This window comes from Caballeronia sp. M23-90 (genome assembly GCF_053574605.1).
In genome coordinates this window covers 1-12,788 of the sequence record NZ_JBSIPA010000023.1, presented here as the reverse complement: position 1 = coordinate 12,788, position 12,788 = coordinate 1, and the positions used below count along the sequence as shown (strand labels likewise).

Annotated in this window: 16 protein-coding genes and 1 pseudogene; 10 read left to right on the top strand and 7 right to left on the bottom strand. The window is 59.6% G+C overall.

From position 1 onward, the window contains the following. Positions 1-36: 36 nt before the first annotated feature. Entirely contained in the window at positions 37-894 is an 858-nt protein-coding gene (locus ACRXB1_RS04460) for an oxidoreductase (protein WP_062001426.1), read from the bottom strand. A 486-nt stretch (positions 895-1,380) separates the two neighbouring features. Further along, a complete protein-coding gene (locus ACRXB1_RS04455) occupies positions 1,381-2,262 on the bottom strand; it encodes a DMT family transporter (RefSeq protein ID WP_449491241.1) in 882 nt (293 codons plus the stop codon). 283 nt (positions 2,263-2,545) lie between these two features. Between ACRXB1_RS04455 and ACRXB1_RS04450 the strand changes: the two genes are divergently transcribed. Then, positions 2,546-3,169 (top strand): cupin domain-containing protein, encoded by a 624-nt coding sequence (locus ACRXB1_RS04450; RefSeq protein ID WP_449491226.1) that lies wholly within the window; start codon positions 2,546-2,548, stop codon positions 3,167-3,169. A 44-nt stretch (positions 3,170-3,213) separates the two neighbouring features. Here ACRXB1_RS04450 and ACRXB1_RS04445 read toward each other — a convergent pair whose 3' ends face one another. Both ACRXB1_RS04445 and ACRXB1_RS04440 read right to left on the bottom strand, forming a co-directional pair. After that, entirely contained in the window at positions 3,214-4,119 is a 906-nt protein-coding gene (locus tag ACRXB1_RS04445) for a LysR substrate-binding domain-containing protein (protein ID WP_449491225.1), read from the bottom strand. 42 nt (positions 4,120-4,161) lie between these two features. Then, positions 4,162-4,944 (bottom strand): IclR family transcriptional regulator, encoded by a 783-nt coding sequence (locus ACRXB1_RS04440; protein WP_174363947.1) that lies wholly within the window; start codon positions 4,942-4,944, stop codon positions 4,162-4,164. Between the two features lie 225 nt (positions 4,945-5,169). On the opposite strand from ACRXB1_RS04440, the gene ACRXB1_RS04435 reads away from it, so the two are divergent. Both ACRXB1_RS04435 and ACRXB1_RS04430 read left to right on the top strand, forming a co-directional pair. Next, complete coding sequence (locus ACRXB1_RS04435; RefSeq protein ID WP_449491224.1) at positions 5,170-6,537, top strand: MFS transporter; 1,368 nt, start codon at positions 5,170-5,172, stop codon at positions 6,535-6,537. Positions 6,538-6,554: 17 nt separating this feature from the next. After that, on the top strand, positions 6,555-6,998 hold the full coding sequence (locus ACRXB1_RS04430; RefSeq protein WP_449491223.1) for a type II 3-dehydroquinate dehydratase: 444 nt from the start codon (positions 6,555-6,557) through the stop codon (positions 6,996-6,998). A gap of 43 nt (positions 6,999-7,041) precedes the next feature. On the opposite strand, the gene ACRXB1_RS04425 is transcribed toward ACRXB1_RS04430, so the two are convergent. Further along, positions 7,042-7,611, bottom strand: coding sequence for a cysteine hydrolase family protein (locus ACRXB1_RS04425; protein ID WP_449491222.1), 570 nt, complete (start codon positions 7,609-7,611; stop codon positions 7,042-7,044). Between the two features lie 135 nt (positions 7,612-7,746). Between ACRXB1_RS04425 and ACRXB1_RS04420 the strand changes: the two genes are divergently transcribed. The 3 genes and pseudogenes from ACRXB1_RS04420 (at position 7,747) to ACRXB1_RS04410 (ending at position 8,933) form a co-directional block, all read left to right on the top strand. After that, a complete protein-coding gene (locus ACRXB1_RS04420) occupies positions 7,747-8,466 on the top strand; it encodes a hypothetical protein (RefSeq protein ID WP_449491221.1) in 720 nt (239 codons plus the stop codon). Positions 8,467-8,481: 15 nt separating this feature from the next. After that, a pseudogene (locus ACRXB1_RS04415) lies at positions 8,482-8,592 on the top strand (DNA mismatch repair protein MutT); the annotation flags it as partial. A 113-nt stretch (positions 8,593-8,705) separates the two neighbouring features. Continuing rightward, positions 8,706-8,933, top strand: a complete 228-nt coding sequence (locus ACRXB1_RS04410; protein WP_449491242.1) for a hypothetical protein — start codon at positions 8,706-8,708, stop codon at positions 8,931-8,933. 83 nt (positions 8,934-9,016) lie between these two features. Here ACRXB1_RS04410 and ACRXB1_RS04405 read toward each other — a convergent pair whose 3' ends face one another. Beyond that, entirely contained in the window at positions 9,017-9,649 is a 633-nt protein-coding gene (locus tag ACRXB1_RS04405; RefSeq protein WP_449491220.1) for a LysE family translocator, read from the bottom strand. A gap of 163 nt (positions 9,650-9,812) precedes the next feature. Then, on the bottom strand, positions 9,813-10,172 hold the full coding sequence (locus ACRXB1_RS04400; RefSeq protein WP_449491219.1) for a hypothetical protein: 360 nt from the start codon (positions 10,170-10,172) through the stop codon (positions 9,813-9,815). On the opposite strand from ACRXB1_RS04400, the gene lpxA reads away from it, so the two are divergent. The 4 genes from lpxA to ACRXB1_RS04380 form a co-directional block, all read left to right on the top strand. Next, positions 10,150-10,938 (top strand): acyl-ACP--UDP-N-acetylglucosamine O-acyltransferase, encoded by a 789-nt coding sequence (gene lpxA, locus ACRXB1_RS04395; RefSeq protein ID WP_449491218.1) that lies wholly within the window; start codon positions 10,150-10,152, stop codon positions 10,936-10,938. The genes ACRXB1_RS04400 and lpxA overlap by 23 nt on opposite strands. Positions 10,939-11,091: 153 nt before the next feature. Further along, positions 11,092-11,565, top strand: coding sequence for a VOC family protein (locus ACRXB1_RS04390; protein ID WP_449491217.1), 474 nt, complete (start codon positions 11,092-11,094; stop codon positions 11,563-11,565). A gap of 116 nt (positions 11,566-11,681) precedes the next feature. Further along, a complete protein-coding gene (locus ACRXB1_RS04385; protein ID WP_449491216.1) occupies positions 11,682-12,092 on the top strand; it encodes a RidA family protein in 411 nt (136 codons plus the stop codon). Between the two features lie 37 nt (positions 12,093-12,129). Beyond that, a partial coding sequence (locus ACRXB1_RS04380; RefSeq protein ID WP_449491215.1) for a LysR family transcriptional regulator occupies positions 12,130-12,788 on the top strand: 659 nt, incomplete at its 3' end.

Here is a 12,788-nt window from a genome sequence, read left to right as displayed (position 1 = left end):
CCGTAAGGATTGGACTGGATTCCCGTCAGCGAAAATCTATTCGGGGAAATCGGCGCTAAGCGTGGTGGCTTCCCATGCGGCGATCTCGGCGCGCAGAGCGTCCAGCTTGATCTTTACGCGCTCCAGACCGTTGCTGCCGAGGATCAAGTGGCCCGGAGGGTTCGGCGATTCCACGGCAGCGATGATTGCCAGTGCCGCACGCGCCGGGTCGCCCGGCTGCTTGCCACTCGCGGCCGAGATGGCGCTGCGGCGCTTGCCGGCGCCGGCCTCATAGGCCTCGATCGGATTCTTTGCTTGCTTCAGCGAACGTCCTGCCCAGTCGGTGCGAAACGGGCCAGGCTCGACGGCTGTCACCTTGATCCCCAGATCGGCCGTCTCGGCGGCCAACGCTTCGCTCAGGCCTTCCACCGCGAACTTGGTGGCGGCGTAATAACCGCTTCCCGGATTGCCGATCAGGCCGCCCACCGACGTGATGTTGACGATGTGTCCAGCGCGCTGTTCGCGCATTGTGGGTAACACGGCCTTGATGGTGTCGGCGAGACCGAAAAAGTTTACTTCGAACATGTCGCGCACATCCTGATCGTCGCCTTCCTCGATTGCGCTCAGGTAGCCGTAACCAGCATTGTTGACGAGCACGTCGATACAGCCAAATTGCTGAAGCGTCTTTTCTACCGCGTGTTTGATCTGACCGGCCTGCGTGACGTCGAGTTCGAGCACCAGCGCGCGATCGCCGTAGCGCTCCTCGAATTCCGCCAGCGAGCTCGGTTGACGCGCTGTCACGACAGCACGCCAGCCTTTATCCAGTACGGCAAGTGCGAGCTCCCGGCCAAATCCGGTGGAACAGCCGGTAATGAACCAGACGGGCGCGGACGAGGAAGTTTGAACGGATGACATGAGGTTCCTTTCAACGAGAGCCGCGTGGCAGCGAGACCACTCGGTAGGGTAGCGGGGTAAAAAGTATCGCACGCGGGAGCGCGGACCGCACGGACGTAGATGTGGACGATGTAATCGAGAGTCGCTGGTTTCGGGCTTTCGACCATTGGCGACGACAAGCCGGCCGGCAACCTAGTCGGCCGGCCACGAAGCAGGATGCTGATGCTGGCTATTCGCATATTTCATCTCAGTTGCGCCGATGCGTAAAAGTTGGATCCTGAGTTGGATCCTGACCGCGACTTATTGACCAAGATTATGTCGATGCGTTCGCGTCAGCGCAGTGAATACCTGCTCGATTGCAGGCGCTCGTGGCAAACCTGAAGCGCTTCAGGTGATTTGCTCAGTGATGCTGATGAAGATATATCGGCCTTTAATCTGCAAGCCATGCGCAGTGGCGTGCGTTGAGAACTTACAGAGCGGACTCGCCGCCACCTTGCGACGCCATCATCAAACCCGGCCGCGCCACGCGACGAACGCGACGCCTGCAATCGCCATCAGTCCACCGGCGACCGTACTCAACCCGGGGCGCTCGCCCGTCAGACACATCGACAACCCGGTCGCGATTGCAGGTACCAGATACAAGAAGTTGGACGCACGTGCCGCGCCGAAATGGCCTAAGCCGATGGTCCATGTCGCGTATCCGAGCGCGGCAGGAAATACGCCGAGAACCACCACGGCGCCCCACGTCGCCGCTGATGCAGAAGGTGCGGCAAGCGCGCCCATGGCGCCAGGCAACCAGGGCGATAACAGCAACGCACCCGCGAGCAATGTATAGGCGGTACTTGCGAGCGGACCGTAAGTTGGGATCAGGCGTCTTTGCAGCACGAAGTATGCGGAGGATGCCAGGGCGGCGAGCAGGATGAGCGTGGCACCACTACCGGGCGCGAGACCACCGGGTTGTCCGCACGCGATCAGCCCAATGCCTGCAAAGCTGAACAGCGAGCCGAGCCAACCCCATAGGTTGATCTTTTCACGAAGGAAAACGGCCGCCAGGAGGGCGGTAAAGATGGGCGACGTGCTCATGATGAAGGCCGCCGCGCCCGGCGCAACCGTCAGCTCCGCGGTATTCAGGAGCGCGTTATAGCTTGCGATGCCAAGAAAACCAGACAGGGCGAAGAGCATCGAATCGCGCAGCGAAGGTCTTTTCGGCCGCCGATAAACAAGCCAGCCTACGACCAGGACCGCCGCTGTTGCGAAGCGCGCGGCTGCCAATTGCGTTGGCGAAAGTCCATGCAAACCGATCCGGATGAAAGGAAACGCCGCAGCCCACGAAAGGACCGTAAAAGCGACTGCGCCTGTTGCCCGAAGCGAGGCGGACGTGCCGGACATGCTCAATGAAGCGGATGTGTTCACGATGGTCCTCCGTAATGAAACTCGAATGAATTTCGGTCATCGAATTGTCTTGGAGGACGTCGCACGTGATAAGCAGGCGCGGTGGCGATACAGAATCCGCCATTTACGGACAATCGAGTTTGGCCGCCGGCATTGTCCGCAAAACACGGATTCTGTCTTGCCGCTTTGCCCCCTTCCGGCATGCCGTGTGATTGCGCACAATCGCTTCGACGGTCAACCGGCCGAGCGACAGATCGCATCAGCGGAGCAAGGAGCAGACATGCAAACACAATCGATCGAACGAGCCTGGGTCGATCTCGATGCATCGCCGCGAGGCACATGCGAGATCACACATCTGACGCATGCTGCAGACGCGCAATGGGTAGGTGTGGTCGACCTTGCCCCCTTTGCGACATATACGCTGGATGCCGGCCAGCGCCATGATCTATACGTACTGCAAGGCTATGCCGAAACCGATGATCATTCGCTCCATACCCATGATTTCCTGATCCTGTGCAACGCGACTGTCGTGCGCGCAGGCGAGAGCGGTGCACGCTTGCTTGTATATCGCCAGGCATGTGCTTCGGTGTGTCATCCGCTGCTTCGCACGGCGCGAGAGCGGGCTTGGCGTGAGGGAGTCAATCCCCGGATGCGCGTAGTTTCGTTAGCGAACGGCGTTCAGCATGTCAGCCTCGTCGCCTGGGAACCTGGCGCGCAGACCCGCGATCACACGCATCCGAGCGGCGAAGAGCTATTCGTTCTAAGCGGAGAAATAAGGAATGCTGAGGAACGCTATCCTGCTGGAACGTGGTTGCGTCTGCATCCGGGTGCCACGCACGCACCGTATGCCGAAGTGCCGACAGTCATCCTGCTCCGTCATGGTCATCTGCCTGGCGCAGCATGAATGGCACGCAATGGCGTAGCGCACAGGTGTTCAGCCGGCCATCGTCATGCAACGCCGCGATCGGCCTTGAGCATATCGATGAACACCCGGGTTTTCGGCGCCGTATGCTTGCCCGGCGGAATCAACGCATGGATCGCCGTGGATGTCGTCGACCAGCCGGGGTACACGCGAACCAGCCGACCCGTGGCCAGATCTGCAAGCACCGAGAAATCGGGCAATAGCGCAATGCCGGCGCCTTCGGCTGCAGCCGCACGGCATGCGTAGACGGTGTCGGCCAACACGCTGGCAGAGAAATTGATCTCGCGCATTGTTCCATCAGCGCGATGCGCCTTGAAACGCGCGGGATGGGCCAGGACTGAGAGCCCGACGAAGGCGAGGGTGGCTGCGTCGTCGATCTGTTCCGGAAGCGGGTTATGCAAGACAAAGTCGGGACTGGCGACCAGCCACTTCGAATATTCGCCGATGCGCACTGCGCGATGACTAGAGTCAGCAAGTTCGGTAAGACGGATCGCCACATCGACGCCGTCCGTTATCAAATCGATCAGGCGGTCGGCAGACACCATCTCGATGCGCAGCGCCGGATGTGCTCTTTGCATTCGGGCCAGGACCGGAGCGAGCACTACCGCGCTGTACTCGACCGATGACGCAACCCGCAATGTTCCACGCAGCTCGTCTTGCGATGGGCTGACGACGGACATGGCTTCGTCGGCGAGACGCACGATCTCACGACACGTCTCAAAGAATGAAGCGCCTGCCTCCGTCACGCTGATCCGCCGTGTGGTCCGGACGATGAGGCTCGCACCCAGTTGCAGTTCCAGCCGCTGGATGCTGTCGCTGACTGTCGTCTTGCCAATGCCGCGCCGCTGCGCTGCGCGCGTGAACGAACCTGTTTCGACGACGGCGATGTAGTTGAGCAGATGTTCAAACGTCAGGTTGCGCAGGTCGGACATGGGAGGTATAGGTGGTTTCAGATTCTTCGTTCGTACGAGACACTAACGCATTCGGCCAAATAGCGGAGACGCCAGGCTTGCAGCCGCGAGTTCGGTTGCAGCCGATACAAGAGCAGGGCCAAGTGTTGTCATACGCTTTTCCGTCAGCCGGACAGCGGGACCTGCAATGCTGATCACCCCGATCGCGGGATAACCCCGTCGTTGAACCGGAGCGGCCATCGCAGTCATCCCCGGCGCGAACACTTCGTAAATCGTAGCGTAGCCACGGGCGCGGGCCGCATCGACGAACTCCAGGAGCGCCTTCACGGTAGTCGGCGCTCTCGGCCCGTATTGCTTTGGTTGCCCGAACCCCTGGCGCGTCACCAGTTCGAGCGCACGCTCATCGGTCATTGTCATCATCCAGGCGTGCCCCGTCGCGCTGCACGAAAGAACGGTGTCCATACCCATGTCCGGGTCGTATCGCAGCCCCTTCAGCGCACCTTGCGCCTTGGCGACCCACGTCAGCCTGTCTCCGTCGACGATCGCGAGCCGTACAAGCTCGCCGGATGTTTCCGCGAGCCGGTCGAGCAGCGTTTGCGCAATGTCGATGATGCCGGAGGTCGCCAGATAACTGAGGCCCAGTCCTGCGAGCTTCGTGGTCAACACATAGTCGCCATGCTCGCGTAACTGACGGACATAGCCGCATTGCTTGAGATCGACGAGCAGGCGATGGCAGGCGCTGCGAGGAATCTCGAGTTGGTCCGAGATCAACGCAAGCGGCGTCCCTTCCATTTGAGTCGCGAGAAATTCCAGCACCGCCAGAGTTCTTTCGGTCACGCCCGGCATGAAGACTCCCTTCCACTCGACAGAGTACCCATGATTGCACGATACGGAATGACATTCCACCCTGGAATACCGTCCCGGCCACGCTGGTAGTCTGTGCCGTATGCAGCCCGGCCGGATGGTTTTCCACAGCGGTTTCACGGGATGCATGACAAAAACACGGACCACGCGCGACTAAAAACCAGGTTCGCGACGCGGCGCCAACACCGGTTTGGAAACGGAGACAACATGGATCAGCAATCGAACTTACCCGCGCAACAGGCGATGCGCACGCGCGCAGTGACCGCCGCCGCTGTCGGGACGGCACTCGAATGGTTTGACTTCACGTTATACGGTGCACTCGCCGCTACCGTCTTGCCCAAGCTGTTTTTTCCTTCGATGGATTCGACGTCCGCATTGCTGGCTTCGCTTGCAACGTTCGGCGTCGGACTCGCGGCGCGACCGCTGGGCGCCATCATCTGCGGTTATCTCGGCGACAAGATGGGACGACGCAACCTGATGCTCGGTACTGTCACCATCATGGGTGTGTGCTCGATGCTGATGGGCCTGCTGCCGACCTACGCAAGCATCGGTGTATGGGCGCCGTTACTGCTCGTAGTGCTGCGCATCCTGCAGGGTTTTGCGCTGGGCGGTGAATCGACGGGCGCGCAGTTGATGGCGATCGAACACGCAAGGTCCGATCGGCGCGGCAAATACTCCGGCCTTCTCGGGTTGTGCTCGCCGCTCAGCCAGATCATGGCCAACGGCGTCCTGCTCGCGCTGTCATCGGCGATGTCGGCGCAAGCGTTCGATGCATACGGCTGGCGCATACCGTTCCTCCTGAGCTTCATTCTCGTGATCGTCGGAATCTACATCAGGCTGCGAGTCAGCGAGACGCCCGCATTCGTCGCGCTTCGAAAAACCGAAGTCGTGCGCGTGGGCAGTCCGCTGCGCGATGCACTGCGCCTTCACTGGCGAACAGTGCTTCGGTGGATGCTGTTCTTCTGCGGCCCCGCGGCCATCTTTTATCTGATCGTCGTGTTCTCGCTGAGTTACGTCACGAAAACGCTGGGCGTGCCGAAGCAGACTGGCTTCCTGCTGTTGATGGGGGCCAACATGTGTGCGATCGTCGGCGCGCTGGCCGGCGGCATGCTGAGCGACCGGATCGGCCGCAAGAAAGCTCTGGCGATAGGTTCGATCGCCACCTTGCTGATGTTGTTCGTGTACTTCCAGATTCTCGATACCAGGAGTTTCGTGCCCATGCTTGCGGCAATGGGCTTCTTTCTCGGCTTCACTCAGTTTCAAAGCGGCATCCAGCCGGTTGCATTCGCCGAAGCGTTCCCGACCAATGTGCGCTACTCAGGCTCGGCGCTGGCGTACACCGGCGCCAACCTGATTGCAGGCGGTCCCATGCCCGTTGTTGCGGTGTGGCTCTTCGCCCTTTGCAACGGCTCGCCGTGGGGTGTCGTCGCCGTGTGCGTCACGTTCAACGTCATTTCCCTGGCCGCGATTCTGACCGCGCCCGAAACCCTGGGTATCGACTTGAACCGGGTCGACTCTGCAAGGGAAGTGATGGGTTCATCCGTGCATGCATCTACGCAATCTCCCTCTCCTTGACACGCAGGCAATGCAAAATGAAGCCACTTGTATATGTGCTGAACGGATCAAACCTGAACATGCTGGGCAAGCGCGAACCGCACCTGTACGGCACGACGACCATGGCTCAGGTGAAGGAACGCACTGAGGCTCTTGCGAGCGAGCTTGGCCTCGAATGCGAGTTTCGCCAGACGAACCATGAAGGCGTGATGATCGACTGGTTGCAGGAAGCCTTTGAAAAGGATGCGGCCGTTGTCATCAACCCGGCGGGGTTCTCGTTTGCGTCGATACCGGTGCTCGACGCAGTCAAGTTGATTCGCCAGCCGGTAATCGAGGTGCATATCACCAACATCCATCAGCGCGACGAGCAGTATCGGCATTCACTGATTTCACTGGCGGCGCGCGGTGTGATCTGCGGGCTGGGTGTCGATGGATACCTGCTTGCTGTTCGTGCGGTTGCGGGAGCGATCCAGCGGGCATGAGTAGGGTGACGCGCAGGGAAACGCGGTCTGGAACGCAAACGGCTTATGTTTGCGAACCGCTGCGCGTGAAATCGATGTCTTTCGTCTCGATGACTGCACCCGATCGGCCAGGCGCCTTCTGGTTGCTCCAGTACAGATTGGTGTGCCGGATCACGGCCGCTGGCGGAGGTGCTCCCCTTTGCGTCATGTCTTCGGTCGTATGGGCATCGCCGACGAGCGTTGCGTCATAGCCGCGCACGAGTGCTCCATGCAGCGTCGAGCGTATGCACATATCGGTCTGCGCGCCGGCAACAATGAGCTTGCCAACGCCAAGCGCCGCCAGCACCTGTTCCAGATCGGTGCCTTCAAATGCGTCGCGATAACTTTTTTCGATGATCGCTTCACCTCGCGCCGGAACAAGTTCAGAAACGATCTGCCAGGCTTCGCTGCCTGCGTGCAGGTCTTCGTCGGCGTGACGAACCCAGACAACCGGGATCTGAGCGCTGCGCGCCTTTTCTAAAAGTATCCGGACTGAGTCGAGCACTTGATGCCGTCGGTATGCGTTTGCAACGACTTCATTCTGAAGATCGATGACAACAAGGGCGGTGTTGGGGCGATGGGCTAACGTCGTCATGGACAGATGCATTTAAGAGGAAGAATGTATCTTAGCGGGATATGCTGACCGTGACGCAAGTGACCATTTCAAGACATTGGAAAGCAATCGCAATGAACCAGCCTCCGCCATCCAGCTATGACTACTGAGTTGAACATGATGGGCTCTACAACGACCGTCAACGCAGAACCCTTTACTGACCATCGACTCGTGATAATCGAAGGCATCATGGGGTCCGGTAAATCCACGACAATGCGCTTCATTGCGAAACGCTTGCAAGAGATGGGGCAGCAAGCGCTGGCCGTGCATGAAAGGACAGACCCGCATCCAGTGCGCGCAACTGACGAACTGGAGCACTGGTTCGAACCTTGGCGCGATGTGACGCCGGTGCAGCTTCAGGAACGCGCGCTCGCGAAATGGGCCGCGTTTGTCGAGACCACACAATCGGGCGCCACGGTCCCGGTCATGGATGGTCAGCTATTTCATGGCGACCTGACCAATCTGTTTCTCATGGAGGCCGAGCCAGCGCTCATTTCGAACTACGTGCAGACACTTGCCACTGTCATTGCGCCGCTCAATCCCTTTGTCTTATACCTTTGGCAGAGGGACGTCGAACAAGCCGTTCGGGCCGTATGCGCCGAGCGTGGCGCCGAGTGGATCGATTACCAGGCGAACTGGAAGCTTGCAGCGCCCTACTGCACGCGTAGGGGTTTCGCGGGCTTGGAGGGACTTGTCGCTTTATATCGCGATTACCGTTGCACCACGGATACTCTGTTCGAGGAACTTCCATTCTCCAAGCTTGCGATTGAAAACTCCGGAAGGGACTGGCCTGCGTATGAAGGGCGTATCCTGCGGGCTTTGCAATTGTCCGGGTGACTCCGATTCATTCCCATGCGTGATCGTCCTTCAGCCAGATTACTGATCACCACCCCGAAGCGGCAAGTCCTGCTGTTCCGGTTCGTCCATAGGACTGGCGTGCTGGCGGCCAGGCACTACTCGGCGACGCCGGGCGGAGGTGTCGAGCAAGGAGAGACGTTCGAGGACGCCACGATACGAGCTGCGAAGAAACTGGCATATACGAGGCGCAGATATCCGGGCCGGTCGGTCGGCGCGAAGTGTTTCTACAGTTACCGGATGGCGAGCGCGTCCTGGCGGTCGAACACTATTTCGTCGTTCATACGGACGCGGAATCCATCTCACGTGATGGTTGGACGGCGCAAGAGAGTGAAGTGATGGCCGATCACCGGTGGTGGGGCCGGGAGGAACTGTCCAGCACGACCGAGACTGTCTACCCGGAGGGGCTGATCGACATGCTCGATGAGGCAGGCGTTTTCGGCCCATGAGTGACCGGCTTTGAAGCAAACCAGGGTCGTCTTCTGCCCGACGCGGACTGACCAATGGCGGCGCCCCATCTGTCAGTTCAGCGTCAAACGCGCTTGGCGGTCAACAGCTTGATACCGAGGGCGATAAAGACCAATCCGCTGCTGCGTTTCACGGCGCCCAGCCAGCGACTCGTCCCAAGTCCGTTGTGAAAGCGACGGACGCTCACCGAGTAGATCGTGTGGACAAGCGCCACGATTGCAGCGACGGTCAAATACATGACCATGAACTGCCCGGGCAACGGACGGTCATGGGCGATGAACTGTGGCATGAAGGCCGAAAGAAAAATAAGTGTCTTGGGGTTGCTGCCTGAAACCAGAACTGATTCCCGGAAAATCTTCCCTTTGTTATATACGTGCGTAATCTGAGCGTTGGCAGCAGATGTCGCGTCAGGCGCCTGATGTCTTAACTGCTTCACGCCGAGGTACATGAGATAGAGAGCACCGATCACTTTCATGCCGACGAATAGCGGGGGCATCGCAATCAGCACGGCGCCCACGCCCAGCGCAACAAGGATGACCACCACCAGTTGAGCCAGCAGGTTCCCGGCGATCGTGGAAGCGGTTCCCCGACTTCCGTACCTGACCGTGTTACGGATCACGAGTAGAACGTTGGGACCGGGTGAAATCGTGGTGACGAGATACGCCGTCGCGAAAAGAAACCAGGTATGAAGGGACATTCGTGATTTGTTGAGTGGTTGGATGGTTCCGAAGGCAGCTTGATTCTGCCACGATTGCCGGGCGAAGCGGGTTCGAAGTCTCTGCCTGGACAGATGCGGAGACAGGGGATTGAACGACTGCTGTCGGAAACGGCGGCCGGTCGCAGTGAGTTGCGACAGACGTTCAGTTCACGACCGCGACCATGCCCGGATTGACAGTTTGCGCTGTTGCACGGCAGGAAAATCCTGGCGAGCCGATGGGTGATTGGCGCTTCTGCATGTCTTGCTTCAAAAAACGCCCGCTCGGCCTTTCTTTTTTCCCGAGACGAAAAACCTCTACCATGAGCGTCTGGTCCAGCACTGTGCCGGGGCTCTTTCTGCGGCGCCGGAGGCCCTTGACGACAGCGAAACGAAAGGGCATCGGCAGCGTGTGCAAAGGGTCAATATAATCGCCTTGTACCCAGCCGTCATCGAGCTTCTTGCCACGACACCGAGGGCGGCGTTTTTGCGAGGCAACATTGATGATCGATGCAACGGCTGTCATCCATCCGACTGCGGTTATTGAAGACGGCGCTGTAATAGGCGCCGGCGTGCGTATTGGTCCCTACTGCATCGTTGGCAGCGATGCCGCGATCGGCGCGGGAACGATCCTCAAGTCCCATGTGGTTGTAAGTGGCCACACACGGATGGGTCGAGACAACACCATCTACCCCTTTGCTACGATCGGCGAGGACAATCAGGATTTGAAATACGCCGGGGAACCGACGCAAGTAGAAATAGGCGGCCGTAACAAGATCCGCGAGAGCGTCACGATACATCGAGGCACGGTCCAGGGCGGCGGCATCACCAGGATCGGCAGCGACAACCTGCTGATGGTCAATGCGCACGTGGCGCACGATTGCATTGTCGGCAATCATTGCATTCTGGCAAATAACGCAACGCTGGGCGGACACGTGATCGTGGATGACTACGTGATCATCGGCGGGATGTGCGCGGTCCACCAATTTTGTGTCATCGGAGCGCACGTCATGGTGGGCGGCTGTTCCGGCGTGGCGCAAGACGTGCCGCCGTTCATTATTGCCCAGGGCAATCACGCTTCACCGAACGGGGTGAACACTACGGGCCTGCAGCGCCGCGGCTTCAGCAAGGAAGCGATCCACGCCATCCGGAACGCCTACAAGGTGCTCTACCGAAGCGGCAAGACGCTCGAGGAAGCGAAGCCGGAGATCGCCGAGATTGCAAGCGTCCACGCCGAAGTCAAACCGTTCCATGAGTTTCTCGTCCGGTCCACTCGCGGCTTGATTCGATAAGTCGTCCGGATTCGGAAGCATCGCGCGGCTGCGAATGTTCGCTAGCGAAAAAAATTCAGCCCGCGCATGTCGATCTCGATGGCCTTCCTTCGTCGTCTCAATGGCGGTATGCGGCTTAACCACGCATTCAGTCAACACTGACAGGAGATTGCAATGTCGATTCAAAAAATCACGCCGTTTCTTTGGTACTCGAACGAAGCAGAGGAGGCCGCCGCATTCTATGCAGGTATTTTCCCGGACTCGCACGTCGTCCGGAAAACCGCGGTGACAAGCGCCGGTTCAACGAAGGTCGTCGAGTTCGTCCTCTTCGGGCAGCCGTTTATCGCCATGAGTTCGGGCGGAGGCGACCCGTTCAATCACTCGGTATCGTTCATGGTCAATTGTGATGATCAGGAAGAACTCGACCGTTACTGGAACGCGCTGCTCGAAGGCGGCGGCGCGCCCGAGGCGTGCGGATGGCTGAAAGACCGCTTTGGCGTCTCGTGGCAAATCCTTCCTGGCGATCTCATCGAAATGATGGCCGACTCCGATCACTTAAAGGCCACGCGTGTTGCCGAAGCCATGATGAAAATGGTGAAGTTCGATGTCGCGGCGCTGAGGGCCGCGTATTCGGGAACGGCGGGATAACACATCTTCGCGCTCAGTGTCTCCGCTCGGTATTGTCCGTAAGCGGTCATAATTCAGTCCGTAGTGAAGGACCCCTTGAACCCGTGACTGCTTCAACCCCGTAACGGAAACATCACATGACAGACCGCGAAGTGATCGTCCCTTCGGCGATGCAAAATATCGTCGCCCGTGCAGGATATGCGCCGGCCGTAAAGGTCGGCGCCATCGTTTTCTGCGCTGGCCAAGTTGGGCGCACGGCTGACCTGGAAGTGATCGCCGATCCCGAGGCGCCGTTCCTGGCATGCTGGATAAATCTGCGCACGGTGTTGCAAGCGGCCGGTTGCACGTTTGAAGACATTGTCGATATGACGACGTACCACGTGCAGATGAGCACACATATGCCGGTATTCCGGGAGGTGAAGAATCGCGTCTTTCCACGCGGCACATGCGCGTGGACCTCGATCGGCGTATCCGAGCTCGCGCATCCGGGCTTGCTGGTCGAGATCAAATGCGTGGCGGTGAAGCGGGACTCGACTGCAGCATGCTGATGCCTGGCCGACGTGACATGACAGAAGGGAGCGCACGGTGGACCGAATGACTGGCATGGAGACGTTCGTATCCGTGGTCGAATCCGGATCGTTTTCGGCAGCCGCGAGGCTTCTCGATGTCGGGCAGCCGGCGGTATCGAAGGCGATCGCTCAGCTTGAGGATCGCCTGGGTGTTCGCCTGTTGCTCCGGTCCACCCGCGGCCTCACGCCAACGGAGGCGGGTCAGGCCTACTACGAGCACGCAAGACGCGCGATCCTGCAGGCCGATGAAGCCGATTTCGCGGCCAAGGGCGCCGCCAGCAGGTTGGCCGGGCGCCTCAAGGTATCGGCGGCCGTGACCTTTGCGCGGCTTCACATCGTTCCCAGGCTGCCGGTTTTTCTGGAGGCCAATCCGGAGCTGAGCATCGACATCATTCTGGACGATGAAAACGTCGACCTGCTCGAACGTGGCGTCGATGTCGCCTTGCGAATGGGCGCGCTGAACGATTCGACCATGACCGCGCGCAAGCTTGGCACGAGCCCGCGCAAGGTAGTCGGAACGCCTGCGTACTTCGAGAAAGCGGGCACACCGCTGACGCCGGCGGATCTGTCCATGCATCAGGCCGTCATCTACGAGCAGGGCGGCGGTGGATCGGCGTGGTCGTTCGCACGCGGCGCGGCCGAGACGTCAGTTGTGGTTTCGGGACGCGTCCGGGA